Annotated in this window: 16 protein-coding genes and 1 riboswitch; of the genes, 5 read left to right on the plus strand and 11 right to left on the minus strand. The window is 37.3% G+C overall.

Going from position 1 to position 15,580, the window contains the following annotated elements; genetic code table 11:
• The first annotated feature begins 1 nt into the window (after nucleotide 1).
• Nucleotides 2–1,402: a hypothetical protein gene (locus FTRAC_RS11610; RefSeq protein ID WP_148230075.1), complete on the plus strand. Its 1,401-nt coding sequence runs from the start codon at nucleotides 2–4 to the stop codon at nucleotides 1,400–1,402.
• A gap of 215 nt (nucleotides 1,403–1,617) precedes the next feature.
• On the opposite strand, the gene FTRAC_RS11615 is transcribed toward FTRAC_RS11610, so the two are convergent.
• The 4 genes from FTRAC_RS11615 to FTRAC_RS11630 form a co-directional block, all read right to left on the minus strand.
• Nucleotides 1,618–3,609, minus strand: a complete 1,992-nt coding sequence (locus FTRAC_RS11615; RefSeq protein ID WP_013454445.1) for an elongation factor G — start codon at nucleotides 3,607–3,609, stop codon at nucleotides 1,618–1,620.
• Between the two features lie 201 nt (nucleotides 3,610–3,810).
• Entirely contained in the window at nucleotides 3,811–4,014 is a 204-nt protein-coding gene (locus FTRAC_RS11620; protein ID WP_013454446.1) for a hypothetical protein, read from the minus strand.
• Nucleotides 4,004–4,564, minus strand: coding sequence for an HXXEE domain-containing protein (locus FTRAC_RS11625; protein ID WP_013454447.1), 561 nt, complete (start codon nucleotides 4,562–4,564; stop codon nucleotides 4,004–4,006). Before FTRAC_RS11625 ends, FTRAC_RS11620 begins: the two co-directional genes overlap by 11 nt.
• Nucleotides 4,565–4,595: 31 nt before the next feature.
• A complete protein-coding gene (locus FTRAC_RS11630) occupies nucleotides 4,596–5,765 on the minus strand; it encodes a DUF3179 domain-containing protein (RefSeq protein WP_013454448.1) in 1,170 nt (389 codons plus the stop codon).
• Between the two features lie 409 nt (nucleotides 5,766–6,174).
• Nucleotides 6,175–6,268, plus strand: a riboswitch (TPP riboswitch).
• Nucleotides 6,269–6,312: 44 nt separating this feature from the next.
• On the opposite strand from FTRAC_RS11630, the gene FTRAC_RS11635 reads away from it, so the two are divergent.
• The 4 genes from FTRAC_RS11635 to FTRAC_RS11650 are packed head-to-tail and all read left to right on the plus strand — an operon-like array spanning nucleotide 6,313 to nucleotide 9,052.
• Nucleotides 6,313–7,038: a class I SAM-dependent methyltransferase gene (locus FTRAC_RS11635; protein ID WP_013454449.1), complete on the plus strand. Its 726-nt coding sequence runs from the start codon at nucleotides 6,313–6,315 to the stop codon at nucleotides 7,036–7,038.
• Nucleotides 7,038–8,102 (plus strand): AIR synthase-related protein, encoded by a 1,065-nt coding sequence (locus tag FTRAC_RS11640; RefSeq protein WP_013454450.1) that lies wholly within the window; start codon nucleotides 7,038–7,040, stop codon nucleotides 8,100–8,102. The genes FTRAC_RS11635 and FTRAC_RS11640 overlap by 1 nt, the downstream gene beginning before the upstream one ends.
• Nucleotides 8,099–8,725 carry a thiamine phosphate synthase gene (locus tag FTRAC_RS11645; protein ID WP_013454451.1) on the plus strand — a complete coding sequence of 209 codons (627 nt, stop codon included), beginning with the start codon at nucleotides 8,099–8,101 and terminating at the stop codon, nucleotides 8,723–8,725. The genes FTRAC_RS11640 and FTRAC_RS11645 overlap by 4 nt, the downstream gene beginning before the upstream one ends.
• A gap of 27 nt (nucleotides 8,726–8,752) precedes the next feature.
• Entirely contained in the window at nucleotides 8,753–9,052 is a 300-nt protein-coding gene (locus tag FTRAC_RS11650; protein ID WP_013454452.1) for a Trm112 family protein, read from the plus strand.
• A gap of 83 nt (nucleotides 9,053–9,135) precedes the next feature.
• On the opposite strand, the gene FTRAC_RS11655 is transcribed toward FTRAC_RS11650, so the two are convergent.
• The 7 genes from FTRAC_RS11655 to FTRAC_RS11685 form a co-directional block, all read right to left on the minus strand.
• Nucleotides 9,136–10,065, minus strand: coding sequence for a hypothetical protein (locus tag FTRAC_RS11655; protein ID WP_013454453.1), 930 nt, complete (start codon nucleotides 10,063–10,065; stop codon nucleotides 9,136–9,138).
• 104 nt (nucleotides 10,066–10,169) lie between these two features.
• Nucleotides 10,170–11,435, minus strand: coding sequence for an AAA family ATPase (locus FTRAC_RS11660; protein ID WP_338373899.1), 1,266 nt, complete (start codon nucleotides 11,433–11,435; stop codon nucleotides 10,170–10,172).
• Nucleotides 11,436–11,630: 195 nt separating this feature from the next.
• Nucleotides 11,631–11,993 (minus strand): hypothetical protein, encoded by a 363-nt coding sequence (locus tag FTRAC_RS11665; protein ID WP_013454455.1) that lies wholly within the window; start codon nucleotides 11,991–11,993, stop codon nucleotides 11,631–11,633.
• 472 nt (nucleotides 11,994–12,465) lie between these two features.
• On the minus strand, nucleotides 12,466–13,176 hold the full coding sequence (locus FTRAC_RS11670) for an ATP-binding protein (RefSeq protein ID WP_013454456.1): 711 nt from the start codon (nucleotides 13,174–13,176) through the stop codon (nucleotides 12,466–12,468).
• Between the two features lie 316 nt (nucleotides 13,177–13,492).
• Nucleotides 13,493–14,170: a porin family protein gene (locus FTRAC_RS11675; RefSeq protein ID WP_013454457.1), complete on the minus strand. Its 678-nt coding sequence runs from the start codon at nucleotides 14,168–14,170 to the stop codon at nucleotides 13,493–13,495.
• Between the two features lie 392 nt (nucleotides 14,171–14,562).
• Nucleotides 14,563–14,775 (minus strand): YgaP family membrane protein, encoded by a 213-nt coding sequence (locus tag FTRAC_RS11680; protein ID WP_013454458.1) that lies wholly within the window; start codon nucleotides 14,773–14,775, stop codon nucleotides 14,563–14,565.
• Between the two features lie 77 nt (nucleotides 14,776–14,852).
• The gene (locus FTRAC_RS11685) at nucleotides 14,853–15,479 is read right to left on the minus strand and encodes a Crp/Fnr family transcriptional regulator (protein WP_013454459.1); all 627 of its coding nucleotides are present in this window, start codon (nucleotides 15,477–15,479) and stop codon (nucleotides 14,853–14,855) included.
• Nucleotides 15,480–15,580: the final 101 nt, after the last annotated feature.

Consider the following 15,580-nt stretch of genomic DNA (forward strand, 5'->3'; position numbering starts at 1 on the left):
AATGAGATATCAAAAATCCACATTACTAATACTGTTTAGCTTATTCCTTCTTTTCAAGCTGTCAGCTCAGGATGTAGAAAGAGTAAAATTAAATACAGAAGGACGACTTCTTAAAACCCTGCCTGTTGAAAATGGTGTTGCTTTCGTTACCATTAAGGGAATGAATATTAAAATCATCCGTTATGGAAATAGCTTAGATAAGGAATGGAGTAATGATTTAGATGTGGCCTATAGAGATATTCGTATCCCCCTTATCGAGACGGTAGCATCTCCATCAGGAAAATTTCTTTATACAACTCAGGTTCATTCTAATGGCTATCATGGCAAAACACACTATATTAGTAAGTTAGACACAGAAGGAAAGCAAACGAAATTTGAAATAGAAGGTAGGGACGAACTGGGAAAAGAACTTCAAACCATATTCTGCAATGATGACTATTTTTACTATTTAGCTACAGATAATGGTCACCAGAAACATGACAGAAAGAAAAAAGATGAAAAACTTATCCTTAATTCATTTGGTGCTGATGATTTTTCCTACTCTAGAAAAATATTAGATTTACCTCCTGTAGAAGGCGAAGAGGAAATTTTCTGGGAGTTTATCGGTCATACAAACTCAGAATTTTACGTAGCTTCTAAGAAAGTTGATTATAAGAATAATTTTTCCGAGGTAAGTATCATCACATTTGATAACACAGGTAATCGTAAAGGCAGTATTACGCTAAATGTAAATCTTGACGAGGCCTTTATTAGACCCGCGCGGTTAGATAAAACTACTGCTCAAATTTACTCTGATCAAGCTAATTTAGATTACACTGTTAATCCTCAGAACAGAAATATATATCCAACGGAAGGTGGTTACACGGGAGTTGACTTTAAGGGTAATCACTTTTACCTATATGGTTTACTTGGTCCAGACAGATTTAGAAACATAGGAGCAAGGTTTGAAGGTGCTTACGTGATAAAGTATGATCTGAATGGGAACAAAATCTGGAAAAAAGAGCTGACTGATAATACCGAGATGATCAATAATAAGCATTTCAATAAGCACGGCACCCCTGGTATGAGAGGCCTTTCATTTAATGTATTACCTGATGGTACAATCAATTATAGCATTAGTGTTGCACAAAGATTGTCGGCTGCTATGTTCAAATTTGTAATCAGTCCTGATGGGGCTAATGCAAAAGTGGAAAATATAGACAATATGAGAAAAAGCTCTAAATCTAAGCTTGCCTTATATTACGATGATTCCAAAAATCACGGAAAGCAGTTTATTAAAACCACTGATATAGGGAATGATGAAGAGGCCTTATTTGGGAACTTTCTCTACGATAATTTAGAGGTTCTCTATCAAATTGGCGGTAAAGGTCTATTAATTAAAGACATTTACCTTCTTAAATAATTCTATAGCCCCTACTGATGTTTTAAGTAGGGGCTTCTTTTGATCAATTAATTCTAAATATTATCTAGCGAATTACAAAATTAGCTTAAGGTAGACGCCTCTACTATCCTATTGCCTTCCATTCTGGCACATGGTTCAAGGATCGGCTTTGTTCAATTAGGTAGTTCCTTATATCGGTCAGTCGGTTCCAACCGTCAGACTGAGGGTGGATTGTTTTAACCCATCATCCTCTCATCCGCCTTAAAAGCACCGCGCATGTGCAAAATCCATTGCGATTCATCAAGTGGTGAAACGCCTTTGTAGGGACGGATTTTTTCTTCTGTTAGTGTGGTTTTTTCATAGCCATCCAAGCTGAGTTTTAGGCGACCTTTTCCAGAGGTGGTAGCACTGAATTGGATGGCATAATCCATGGCTTCGGCTACGGCAACTCGACCTTTCAAAATGAAAAATTCTCCATCGAAAAGAGGACTTTCCAAAGTAGCTCGCATCTGGCTTAAATCGCTAGAAACCGAACCAAGATAATCCTGATGGGCTTTGATTTCAAAGGCATACATGGGTTCCAAAAGATCAGTACCTGCATTTTCCAATCCTCGCATTATACCCATTGGGGTTGCTAATAAAAAGTCACCCGGATTCGAGTGCACATTATGCTCTTCGCCTTTGATCAAAGTAATCTTGATATCGGTTACTTCATAGCCATGCAGTCCTTGTTTCAAGGTCCACGGAATGGCGCGTTTCACTTCATTAATATATTTTTGACTGATATCGCTAGTGCGAACTTTGTTTTCAAAGTTTACACCACTTCCCGCTTCTCCTGGTTCAATCATGAAAGTCATAATCGCCCAGCAAGGTTTCGGCATCCAGTAGCGGACAAAGCCTTCGGCTGATTGAGCAGGTGTTTCTTTGTAAATCACTTTAGGTGGAAGGAATTCTGCTTCAATTTCCCACCTTTGGCTCAGGCTGTCTTTTAAGACTTCGGTTTGAATAGGCCCCAGAATTTTGATGTGAAACTCTCTGTCTTCCTTAAACCATTTAAAATCTAAAATGGGATCTTCCAGATTAAGAATCTCTAATGCTTCTCCTAACTTTTGATAATCTTTATCTTCTACGGCTTTTACCTCCACCGCCAATACGGCATTACTGATTTTTGAATAGGAATCCGCTAGTTTTTCATTGCCCAAAATATCTCCTGCCAAGATTATGTCAGAGGTAGTGATCAAACCGATTTCTCCCTGATTGAGCTCTGCGACTTGTTCCAATCCTCCCGCTTCGGCTTTAAATATTTGGTTGATTTTAATTTCTTTGCCCATCTCCTGGGAAGGAATGCTGTCTTTGGTTTTTAGCAAACCGCCATAAGATTTGATATAAGCGAGTCTTCCGAGTTTATCGTGGAATTCAACCTTAAAAACCTTGGCAGCAGGATTACAAAAATAATTTTGAGGAGTAGAAATCAGCTTTTCTAACTGATCTAATAACTCATAAATCCCAAGCCCTAGTTTAGCACTTCCAAAAAGAACAGGATGAAGACTGCCGTTTTGAATATGCGGCAAGGCTTGCGCCAAAATAGTGGACATTTCGCCAATATTTCCTTCCAGGTATTTTTCCAGAAAAGCTTCATCACATTCGGCTAGGTTCTCTAGAGAGCTATCAAGAATTGCATGATCCGTATGATTCCGGCAAGCTTCAAAAGGCATGACTTGAATTTGCTGGGAATCCGATAAATCAGGAAGGTTTAAAGCAAATAGTTTAGCGCCTAATTCTTTCTGAAAATCATTAAAAACCTGCTCTGGAAAAACACCATCTCGATCGATTTTATTAAAGAAAATGATGACGGGGAGATTACGCTCTTTCAGATTTTCCCATAAATTTAAAGTGTGCGCCTGAACGCCTTCTTTAGCTGAAACCACTAAGATCACCGCATCTAAAATGGAAAGTGACCGATCCACTTCTGCCGCAAAATCAATATGACCAGGGGTATCGACCAACTGGAATTGCGTTTGTTTCCAGCTGAAATTTACGGAAGCTGCCTTAATGGAAATTCCTCTGCTTTTCTCCAACGCCAAGCCATCTGTGATGGCAGAACCTTTATCCACACTCCCTTGTGCTTTAGTCGCACCAGCCTGGTGCAGCAAGCACTCCGTCAATGAAGTTTTGCCCGCATCTACATGGGCTAATATTCCTATGGTTAGTTTTCGTTTTGCGGACATCCGCTTGCAAACTTATCATTTTGCTTAGAATTTATGATGGGCTTGAAGAGAATTTTGTATTGAGTCAGGAGACAGTTCTAGCAAATAAGCACTATTGGGGATGTCAGTCAACTAATCTCATATATGTAATAAGCACGAGGTACTAAGCAGCGCGATTTCCCAACTTCTCATTAAAATCCTTCAATTTAATTGATATTCCCCTTAGTTTTTGTTTCGTGGTGTTTTGTTCCTTCTTCCTTGGTCAATTAATAGATAAATGGCAATAGAAAGCATCACAATTCCTATGGCAATAATATTGGATAGCATGCCGGCATGAGTATCGACACCAGTATGAGCCCAAACGCTTGCTGGCCTATTGAGGAAAATAATTAAAATAAATAAGTAGACTGGTTTGCTAAGTTTCATTTCTTAATTTTTTAGTCTCTCTGAGGGTGATTATTAATCCATACCATGCCGGAATGAGTGGTATGGCTGCGGTAGCTACACCTGCGGTATATTGCCATTCTCCATACAAAATGAAGGGAAATATAAAATGAGTCAGTTCAGCAATCGTCATGGCCACAAAGAAAAAGGCAAGAAAATAATAGCCAATAGCCCATTCCTTTATAATAAATATGGCACCCGATACCCACATGATAGGCGCAAAAAATGCCGCAAAAGTTAACAAACCTTCTTGAGTAACTTCTTGTCCGCTTAGCTGAGAAGCAATTTTCTCAAAACCAAAAATGTATTCTTCATACACATGAATTATAAAAAAAATGATGGTCAGCAAGTAGGCTACAATCACTTTTGAGGTGTCAAAACGGTATTTATATCCGGTTTTCAAGTATAAAAGAAAACCTCCAGCACTTGCACCCCCAATTACTATGGGACCAATTTTTCCTGCAAAAAGATAGGTGATCAGACACAAGAAAATAATAAAGATGCCTGGACCAATTATATCTAGATGTTTCATAACAACTCTAATTTATGTGTCTATTTTAGTATTAACTTTTCAATCTAATGAGCTTCGATTGTTCATGAAATTTAATCCATGAAAACCAATATTCATCTGAAATAGCAATTGGTTCCAAATCTGCTTTCAGCTCTCCAGAAATATATTTTCCTCTGATATTCCACTTTGTATTGCTGTTTGCATCCCTTAATTCGTTACCGTCTAATCTTATTGCTAGCTTTTGAGCTTTCAAAGTATTTTTGTACGCATTTACTGTTTTTCCAGCCCCTATTAGGACAAATCCGTATTCCTTATTCTCCACTACCTTTTCTGATAATACCTCCTTCTTTAAATAAACCAACCGGTCTTTTATCGAGCTATCCGTTATTCCAATTACATGAGTACGTGCAGGGAATGTTTTATCACGGTTTTTTGAGGCCAGCCCTGGAGTAGCTTCAGAAGCCACTAACTTTTTCCAAATACCCGGAATTGGTAATTCAAAATCCTTAAAATCTTTTTCGCTTACTTTAACGACCTGAGGCGATTCAATTGTTTGTTTAACTTCTAGCCACGAAAGAATTTGAAATGGGATCATGGTCAACTCATAAGGATGCAGCTTACCTATTAATGATTGAAAGGTAGATTGCTGGAAGAAAGTATTAGTCCTCACATCTGCCACTATCATATTGGCATTTTTAAATGAGCCTACTTTTAATGGTCCTATTGCCGTAACATCAAAAGGGATGATGCTTCTACACATGGCACAATAGGTTAGTGCTACAATTTTATCTTCAAAATGGTCATTGATGATGTGGTGGTGAATGACATAATCTAAGGGGTAGCACTTCGTAATGCCCTCATATTCAATCACGGCCATTTCCATTTGGTCATCAAGAGGTAGTTGATTAGGATCTTTCGCCATTGCTGGAAAAAACACAGCAGGAAATGCTTTCTCCTGATGCATTTTATAAGTTAAAACCAAGGCAAGTCCTGTGATCAATAAGGGGGCAATGACCCATAATGGCATTTCATTACTTTGGTAAAAAATTACGCCTGTCCATACTAATAGCCCTATAAAAATGAACCAATTGAGGGGCTTTCGTAAAAAATAATGGTAGTACAACCAACTTAAAGGAAAAGCTTCTACTAAAGCCATGTAAATGGCAGCAGTTCCAATTAATAATGATGCAATAGCCAATCCATAAAAAAATACTAATTCCATAAGCTTACTATTTTCGGCTCAAACCCAACTATTGGATTAGCACCGCATCTAAAAGTGGGCGTTTCCTTGAATGAAAATGTCCGATGCTCTACTAAATTTATTAAAAAATAGGGACTTCTGGAAGTGCTATCTGAAATCTATTTTCTTGGGAATGTGGTGTAAGTGATGATCTTTCAGCTAGTTACCTGATCATGAGATGGGAACAGAGCAATTTTTCAAGTATAAACAGTCCAAGCGTACGCTTGAACTAGATGGTTTCACTTTTATACAGCACAGGCGGACGCTTGCGCTAGGGCGGTCCAGCCAAACTACCATCTGGTTCAGGCATCCGCTTGGATCATTACCCTATACCTAAGGGATAAATTTTAAATGCATTGCGTAAGTATCTAATTATCCTTAGCTTCGTCTTATATTTTAAATGGGGTGCCAACTGAAGGGCTGAGATTATACCCAAATAACCTGATCTAGGTAATGCTAGCGTAGGAATTGTGAAAACCAATCGAACTTCATCTTCCCCTGCATCCCTAGATCTTAAATTCTTAGATCGATGACTCAAATTTCAAAAAAGGAAAAATTCGATGTCGCCACCGGTGAATTGCGCAATTGGCAAGGAAGACAGGAGTGGTTTTTTAATAGAGATGATACCGACCACTACGAGGCCTATTACGAAGGACCCTATAAGCGTCAGGAAGTTTGGCAAAAAAAGACGTTGGAAGGACTTATCAAGAAAGACAGCCGAGTTGAAAGCTTATTGGAATATGGCTGTGGTACTACCCGTTTCACCAGATGGTGGCATGAAATAGGAATTCAGGCTACAGGCGGTGATATTTCTCCTTTTATGTTGGCCCAGGGTGTTCATCTGTTCGATGGAGATCTTGTTTTAGCTGATTCCCATCATATGCCATTCAAAAATCATACTTTTGATGCGCTCGCCTTCATCACCACTTTTGAATATTACAAAAGACCTATTGAGGTAATCCGTGAAGCCGCAAGAGTAGGTAAATATGGAATCATTTTCGGAATGATGAACCGCAATACACCCAAATTAGTGCGAAGAAGAGTGCAGCAGTTATTTGGGCAGAACAATTATTACGTAACGGCTAACTTTTATACGCCCGCTTCTTTGAAAGAACTCATTGCTGAGGCGCTCCCTGACCGGGATTATAGCATTCAGTGGAATGCGACTGGCTTACCTAAGTGGTTTCCACGTCAGCAATGGAAATTACCTTATGGCGATTTTTTTGGTTTGTATGTACAATTTAATGATGTGTGATGGCGGCTTTTGATGATCAATATGGAAAAGTAGATGCTCAGGTCTTTAAAGAGGATTTACTGAATAAATGTGGGGCAAAAAGACCGGAAGTGATTTGCGGTCCGAGATTTGGCGTTGATACCGCCATAATTGAGTTGGGCAATGGAAAAGCACTGGCCACTTCCAGCGATCCGCTATCTCTGATTCCTTCTCTGGGCATGGAAATTTCTGCACACTTATCCGTGCACTTATTAGCCAATGATATGTCAACCACTGGCTTTGCACCTCAGTTTGCTCAGTTTGTGCTCAATCTTCCGGTCAGCTTGACGCGAGAAGATTTTAATTTGTATTGGAGTCACATTGATGCACTCTGTAAAAAATTAGGCATTAGTATTACGGGTGGCCATACCGGCCAGATTCCGGGGCAGGAATCTACCATTTCCGGAGGAGGCACTATGTTTTTGCAGGCTCCGAAAGATAAAATATTAAGCAGTAATAATGCAGCCATAGGGGATAGCATTATCATGACCAAACATGCGGCTTTATCATCTTCTTCGCTTTTAGCCAATGCGTTTCCTGAAACGGTCAGTCAAAAGTGCGGTGAAGAAATTCAGAAAATTGCCGCCCACAACTTTTGGGATCTTTCTGTAATGAAGGAAGCCTTAGCCGCCTCCAGCATTTTGGAACCGAACCAAGAATTGCATGCCATGCATGATGTAACGGAAGGCGGGATTTTAGGAGCATTGGATGAAATGGCAGATGCCTCCGGCTGCGGTTTCACAGTGGAATTGGATAAAATTAAGCTCAATGAGGAAGTGAAGCAGATTACAGATCTGTTTGAGATCGATCCCTTTATCTCCATAGGTGCTGGTTCTATGTTGATGGCAGTAAAGCCGGGACATGAAGACCGCTTGATCAAAGGCCTTTCTAAAGAAGGAGTTGAAGCTTGTAAAATTGGCGTTTTCAAGGAAGGTTCTGCAAAGCAAGTAGTGGATGCGAATGGCAAGCAGAGGTCTTTTACTTTTGATGGAGTGGATCCTTATTGGGCCGCATTTTTCAAAGCATTTCAAGCAGGATGGCAATGAAAAAACTAGCAGGACTTTATTTGGTGATTGACCCTAGTCAAGAGCATGATAGCTTGTTGAATAAACTTCATACGGCTTTGAAAGGGGGCATTGACATTGTACAGATTTGGGATCATTGGCCAAAAGCTCAGGACAAGGAAACGCAATTAGAATTTATAAAGCGAGCAAAAAAATTGACAAAGGATTTTCAAGTGCCGCTGCTCATGAATCAAGATTGGGAATTGGCAGTGGAAACAGGATTAGACGGTGTACATTTTGACCGACTACCTGCCGATTTTCCAAGTATTCAGCCCCAGTTGAAAGGCCAGTATATTGGCCTTACGGTCACGAATAATCTGGAAGAAGTGCAAATGGCTGAGCAAAACAGCTTGTCTTATATCAGCTTTTGCTCGGTATTTCCATCTCCTTCGGTTGACAGTTGCGATATTGTGCAGCCCGAAAGCATCAAGAAAGCAAAGGAAATCAGCAATATGCCCATTTTTCTTTCGGGAGGGATCAATCAAGAGAATTTCGAGCAATTGAAGGCCCTACCTTTCAATGGCATTGCGGTTATTTCAGGGATCTTAAATGAAGAGGACCCTGAAGCGGCTGCCAAAAAATATAAAGAAAAATTGCAGGATTAAGAATATAGGAATTGAGATAAAAAAATTATGCAAAGCAGACTATTAGAGAAAATGTGCTGCCCTTTTGATAAGGGTGATTTGAATATCAGTATTTTTAAACAGGAGGAGAACGAAATTATTGAGGGACTTTTGACTTGCTCAGATTGTCAGCGTTATTTCCCTATTATTTACGGTATTCCGATCATGACTCCTGATGAATACAGACAAAAATCATTGGAGGCTCCGGTTATGAAGAAGTGGGGATTGGAATTGCCTGCAGGGTACCAAAGTTTTCGCTTGGATGGGCCTACCACTGCAAGGGCTTTGGAGATGGGTGATAATGGATGAAAAGTGAGTAGGCTAAGTGAGCTGTTGTACTGCGAGATAATGGCAAGGACACACGCGACACGCGTGCATCAACGGGGATAACTTTATTCATTTTCTTGATACTCAAAACACGTTAAACAAGTTTCTTCACAATCATAGTCGTGTATTACGTTCCCTTTGCACTTATCTTCTACACAATCTTTTCTTATAACATTAAATTCAGCATCACAATTAATGCAATGAATGTTAGTAGAGTCAGGCTTGTTAGGTTTTAGGAAGGCCCATTTACTCTCTAAATAGCCATAGTCACCGTCAATCGTTCTTTTGCACTCAGGACAAAAATATGCCCTTCCTAATATGTCAGTACTTAGATATTTATTCAGCTTCTTTTTACCCAAAATGTCCAAGGCAAAATCTAAATGTTTATACGCTACTGCATATTCAATGTCCCAGTCAAAATAACCAAAAAGAGGATTTTCATAATTGAAACTTCTTGTCTCTAAAAACCAAGCGTCTTTACCAAAACAATAAGTATATGCGTTAAAGATATGGTCTAAAAGTTCCTTAGCCTTAATTGAAACGTTGTTAGCACCGTGAATAGCTTCGTTTCGTTTTTGTCTTACCGTTTCAATAAATTCAATAAACTCATTAGAGATTTTCTTTTCAGAAACTGCGCAGAACGTTGTAAGAAGTGCTTCGCCTGAAATTGTGTATAAACTGTCAAATTCTTTGTCTGCTCTTGACGGTAATGTAGGCCAATCCGCCCTTGTTTTTTCGATTAATAAAAGTGGGGTCGTTTTACAAATCGCGGATTTCATATAGGTTTCTATTCCTTGATGTAGAAGAATTAATGAAGTCCTTATAGTACCAGAATTATGTGTCCAAATTTGCTCTAACGAAACTTCAGCTCTTATTACTTCGTCATCATATTCATCGTATTCGTCATAAACTTTGTAGAGCAGGTTAAACGCTTGTGTCAAACATTGTTTTGAAACATCTTCAAAGTCTTTATATGTAGGTAATCTTGTTATCACAGTCGGATTTTATTATATCTGCTAACGTTAAATGTATGAATCGTAGCTTTGGTCTGGGAGTTTGCCTTGTGCGGCTACGATTTCTTACATAATGTTGGCGGCTTTTAATTTAAAGTTTCTTCCAAAATATCAAATACTACTCTAAAGTTTTCAAAGTCCTTTAATTCACCGTTCTCACATATCCAATCACAAAGATTTCCTTTTTCATCTTTGTTAACTGTCCACTCTTCAGGAACAGTAATTTCTTTACCTCTAACGGTTTTTACAAATGTAGGAAAAACGTCAATAAAGGCTTTTTTTGCTAAAGTTGCCTTGGTTAAAGTTTCTTTGGATAATAAGTTTTCAATTCCCTTTTCAACTGGGTTAGATTCTTGACAAGGAATAACTCGTTTAAAAACATTATCTTTTTGAGCACCTTGTTTATTTGTGTCGCAATCATAAAGAAGTAAGATATTCTGGGGAGTAATACTCGAAAGATCGGAATTAAAATGTTTCCATATTTTATCAATGTTTCCGAATCCATTTGAATCTTTCAATTCAACTTCTTCAATCAATTCAGTTTTTTTTAGAAATTCTGCAGCTTTATTTAAATATCTTATATCATAATCTCCTTCAACAAAGACAATTGGTTTCCTCGACTTAATTATGGCATCTCGAATAGATTCTTGATATCTAGTTGACTCTCCATAGGCATTATAGGCGGTATGAAATTCGGAAAAAAGTTCTGCTGATATTCTTTCGCCTTTCGGAAGATTGAGAATGTCAAAACCATCATATCCATAAGTTTTATTCATTCCTAATAAAAAAAGTGGGGAATGTGAAGTAACGATAAATTGTACATTTGGGAAAAATCGTAGAAGTTTGGGAAGAAGTTCAAATTGAAATGATGTGTGAAGGTGTAAATCAATCTCGTCAATCACAACTAGACCTTGTACATCATTAGTGGATGAAATGTTTTGCCCAGTTTTATCAAAGTCTCTTAGGATTGAGCAAAATAGAGAGAAAATTAACGCTTGCCCTGTTGATAATTGCTGAATGTCAGGCACAAAGGCTTTTTCGTTTCTCATTATAGAAATCACGCGATTATTTTTGCCTCCTATACCTATACGATAAGTAGCTGGATCACTAAAGAGGGTTGACAAAAAACTGTTAATCACTGCCAGCAACTGGGAGTTTGGTCCTTCATAACTCCCTCCGCCAACCACCGCTTGCAGTAATCTGATTTGATCAACTTGATTGTTTTGAGGATTTAGTAAATCTTGAATTTGAATATTTTTTCTCTCTAAAACTCTGCTATCAAAAACTACATCTAGTAGCCAATTTTTCGTCTTACTTAAAGTAGTATCACAAATTATCTGTCTATTCGACAAATTCCTTAATTTAGGTTCCTCTGAAAATTCTACTTTTTTTAAGTTATGGTGATTGATCCATGCTGGTTCTTCAAATCGATTTGGAGGAAAATAGAGCAAACTGTTTTTTATATAAATATCCCTGAGCGCTTGAGTGTTAGAATTGAAATTTGAATTGAAAAATGAATACTCTTCGTTCGGAATTGAATTCCAATCTTAATGTAATGGGGTATACTTCAGTTTTTCTTCGAATTCTTTTCTTGTTAAGTTTAATTGAAACTCTGAACAATAAAAACTACCTAAAAGCTCTATTTTACCATGGTAAAAATCTTCACCGTTCCTGATATAATTTGATGATCTAAGTTTATAAACTTTCCCTTTTTCTACCTCAACATCATCAAAAATAACTTGCTTACCTGCAATAATGGAATTAATTATAAATGATATTGCTATGCTTTTTCCAGAGCCATTCCTACCAACTAATACGAGAGGTTTTATAACGTTATCTTTTGCTTCAAATGAATGATTAATATTGTGAATAGGTCCAGTATTCTCTAATATCAGTTTTTTTAAAATCATAAATCTATTGGTTTCAAAGCCTTATTCTAACTAATTTTTTATAACATATTGAATATAAATATTTTATAATTTATTGATTTTCATTAATTCATTCAATTTCTTGCTCTCCCGTAAGCTTGCAAGGTCGATTGTTTAGCTCTTTGTGTTCATGAGTACTAAAATTAATAAAACGATAGCCTCAAGAATAATCTATTTGGAAATACTCGTTTTAAATCCAACTTCCAGAAAGCTTATGAAATTTTTATACTCCCAAGCAGAAGGCCTAAAAGTAGGGTTTCTAAAGGTTTCGGTTGATGTTGATTTGTAAATATAGAAATACCGTTCTAGTTTTCACCATATAAATATCACTATTCATCGAAAAAAAGAGAATTTAGTAATGAATTATGAATGAAGGATTGTGGTAAGGCTAGCGCATAAGCCTATATGTTCTAGCAATACCCAATTAGAGGAGGCTCATGAAACGCCTTAAGAATTACATTACCAGACTTAACAAATACCAGTGTTTACGTCTCTTGATCAGCTTAACCTTATTTAACCTATCGGAATTATATCCAACTGCAATTTCAATTACTGCGGTATCTTGATTAATAATTGGTTCACCCATAATTCGACCTTCAGAAAGTATATTGACAAATTCATTTTGTACTTCTGATGGAAACGCTTCTATAGTGGTTAATTCATAAAGCCCTTCACCTAATTCACCATAAGGATCACCTATATGTCGCAATTTTGAAAAATCATTACTCTTTGCAGCTTCAAACAAATAATTAATGGTTCCTTCTGGAGTGCATTGGAAATCAAACGACTTAAATAAATTTGTCTTGGCTAATTCAGTTTGCAAATTAGCCTTAGTGGTCTTTAGTGTAGAAATAGTTTCTCTTTGTTCTCGCAATTGTCGTTTCTTAGTTGAAAGAGATCTTCCTATTACAAAATCATCTATTTCTTTCAATCTATTATTAGCATGTCTGAGCTCAGTATCTATTTCCTCGATCATATTTTTGATCCAATTTTGTCTCAACTGTTTTCCTACCTCTATTTTCTCATTATGGATTCTTATTTCTTCATTTATCCTCTTTATTGAGTCAGCTACAAAAGCCTCTCGCTCTTTAATTTCTTCCTCTGTTGGACCACATGATACAGCTATCATGGATATAAAGAGTACTAATAGAAATGGATTTATCATTTTTCTGACAGATTAAAAAATTGGAGCTCTAAATTCCTTGGTAATATTCATTCACAGAAGGGGATAAAGGCTCTGGCTTTAAAACATAAATATACGGGATGAGTAAATTAATTCAAAGATATAACTATATGCAACAATAGATTTCGATAAACAATATCAAAGTATAGAACAATAGACTGGTAATAAGGATGAATTCCCCTAGACCTCATTTGCAAAGCGGCTTCTATAAATAATGAGTTTTCAGATCGAGTTGGATTGTTATCTTTTGCTGAATTAGACCCACACAACACGCTTGCGCCAACGGTAGCAAAACTTTTTAAAATTTATACCCCAAAGTAATTCTGGCAACGGCATTTCTTACCGATTCTTCAAGCGGAATGTCTTCATATTTCATTGTCCTGTAAAATCCGTAGTCGTAAGTGGCTTGAATAATGTATGACTTTACCTGCGTACCTAGACCAACTTGAATTCCATAGTCAATTCGGTTACTAAATTTTGCTTCAAATTGATTTTCAAATTCCCTAGCTTCGCCATCTACAAATAATTCCGTAGTGCTATCATCAAATAGTAATAAATTAACATAAGGTCCTGCTAAAGCATATAATTGTTGCTCTCCAAGCTTAAAATTGAATTTTAGGGTTATTGGTAAATCAAGATAATACTCATTAATAGAAGATTTAAAATCATATCTGTAAGATGCATTGGTGTTATCAAATCTGGGAATGTATATCGTTGATTCGCTGTATTCTCTTTTTAAAGAAAACAGTAATGCCGGGATAAGATCAAAATGATCGTTCAGTTTCATAGCAACGGCTGGGCCAATATGAAAACCGGGTCTGTACTCTATATTGATTGAGGATGTATTATCTTTTTGATGTCCCAAATTAGAAAAATTGATCCCACCCATAAGAAAAGCATCTTGGCCGTGGGCTACATTACTAAATAGCACAAATGATAAAATATAGATTAAAAGGGCTTTGCTTATTTTGCTCATACTAGAGTTTCATTTTTCTTTCTCGTCATCTTTTTTCTAAAAGGAAGGCTGAAATTACGCATTTGTAATGCAGATGCAATGATAGAGGTTAAGCAAAACAAATCCAATTTGAGTTGAAAATGATAACTATCTAGTTTTTAGGCAAAAAGCACAAGCGGACACTTGCGCTATTGGGTGGATAGGCAAATGTCACTATTGATCCTTCGCTTCTTCTTTTCTAATCACATTCTTGTTTCTTGATCTAAGTCCAAGCGGACGCTTGAACTAGTGGTGAGCTATCATTGGAGGAAAAATAAAAAAGCAAGAGCGGTTTAAAGTGATTTGTGCACTCCACCTAAGAAGTGATGGATCACCTTAACCGCTAGTGCTTTTATTCAATCTGTAGTGATTTCTTATTTACTTTCTTTCATAGGACAGCTGGAAATCCCGAAAGGTGCGTAAAGAGGGCAAAAGCTTATCAAGCTGGTTAGTACAAAAACTCCTGCTAGTACTAGAAGCACTATACCTACTGTTCCTGAAATGATACCTGTGAAATAAAGAACTCCTACAATTGCAGCGATTATTACTCTAATAATTCTGTCTGCTGATCCCATATTTTTTTTCATCTTCTTAAAATTTAAATTGTTTTGCTTTATGATAGTATAAAGATAAGCGGTGCTCAATTCCTAGTCAGTGACTGCGGTCACCACTCGCCAACAATTTTTATTTCCCCAGCCTTTTGTACCACTTTCTCTTCATTTTCCAGCTTTTTCAGCACTCGGGTGATCACTTCACGAGCTGTTCCTAATTCGTTCGCAATCTGGCTATGGCTCATTTTGATGGAATTAGTACTGGTCAGGGCGGATTTCTTTTTCAGATAATCATACAGGCGCTTATCCATTTTGTCCAGAAGCAAATGGCTTATAGTTTCCAGTAATTCTGAATACCTCAGGTTGTATTGAGTATAAAAGAGTTCATTAAAATCCGGGTATTTTTGCAGCCATTCAGGTAATAGCTGTACGGGAATTAAGATGATTTTGGAATCGGTTTCCGTAGTGGCAAAGACTTTACTTGGGCTGTTTTTTAGTGCCGCATTGAAGGTCATCACACAACTTTGAGCTGGTTCTATATAGTACAGCAGTAACTCCTTCTCTTCAAATTTTGAATATACTTTCACTAAACCATCGAGGACAATGGGTAAGACCTTTACATATTGCTGCGCTCTTAAAATTTCAGTTCCTTTGGGAAATTCTTGTACAGTTGATTCTTGCAGTATTTTTTCCACCAAATCAGGTTTTAAAAAAGACAATATCTTCTTTTCAGATTCCATTAGTTGTGGTTTTAAAGAGTTTATGTACGCTGCTGTAAAGATATAGCTTTTCTGAATAAAGACTATTTATGAGAGATCCTCCGCTCGAGCTCGATACAAAC

Origin of the sequence: Marivirga tractuosa DSM 4126, from assembly GCF_000183425.1 — a bacterium.
GTDB lineage: Bacteria > Bacteroidota > Bacteroidia > Cytophagales > Cyclobacteriaceae > Marivirga > Marivirga tractuosa.

Bases quoted from the DNA above. Each gene is read 5' to 3' on its own strand.
- FTRAC_RS11610 (WP_148230075.1), top strand. From the start codon at position 2: ATGAGATATCAAAAATCCACATTACTAATACTGTTTAGCTTATTCCTT.
- FTRAC_RS11615 (WP_013454445.1), bottom strand. From the start codon at position 3,609: ATGTCCGCAAAACGAAAACTAACCATAGGAATATTAGCCCATGTAGAT.
- FTRAC_RS11620 (WP_013454446.1), bottom strand. From the start codon at position 4,014: ATGAAACTTAGCAAACCAGTCTACTTATTTATTTTAATTATTTTCCTC.
- FTRAC_RS11625 (WP_013454447.1), bottom strand. From the start codon at position 4,564: ATGAAACATCTAGATATAATTGGTCCAGGCATCTTTATTATTTTCTTG.
- FTRAC_RS11630 (WP_013454448.1), bottom strand. From the start codon at position 5,765: ATGGAATTAGTATTTTTTTATGGATTGGCTATTGCATCATTATTAATT.
- FTRAC_RS11635 (WP_013454449.1), top strand. From the start codon at position 6,313: ATGACTCAAATTTCAAAAAAGGAAAAATTCGATGTCGCCACCGGTGAA.
- FTRAC_RS11640 (WP_013454450.1), top strand. From the start codon at position 7,038: ATGGCGGCTTTTGATGATCAATATGGAAAAGTAGATGCTCAGGTCTTT.
- FTRAC_RS11645 (WP_013454451.1), top strand. From the start codon at position 8,099: ATGAAAAAACTAGCAGGACTTTATTTGGTGATTGACCCTAGTCAAGAG.
- FTRAC_RS11650 (WP_013454452.1), top strand. From the start codon at position 8,753: ATGCAAAGCAGACTATTAGAGAAAATGTGCTGCCCTTTTGATAAGGGT.
- FTRAC_RS11665 (WP_013454455.1), bottom strand. From the start codon at position 11,993: ATGATTTTAAAAAAACTGATATTAGAGAATACTGGACCTATTCACAAT.
- FTRAC_RS11670 (WP_013454456.1), bottom strand. From the start codon at position 13,176: ATGATAAATCCATTTCTATTAGTACTCTTTATATCCATGATAGCTGTA.
- FTRAC_RS11675 (WP_013454457.1), bottom strand. From the start codon at position 14,170: ATGAGCAAAATAAGCAAAGCCCTTTTAATCTATATTTTATCATTTGTG.
- FTRAC_RS11680 (WP_013454458.1), bottom strand. From the start codon at position 14,775: ATGAAAAAAAATATGGGATCAGCAGACAGAATTATTAGAGTAATAATC.
- FTRAC_RS11685 (WP_013454459.1), bottom strand. From the start codon at position 15,479: ATGGAATCTGAAAAGAAGATATTGTCTTTTTTAAAACCTGATTTGGTG.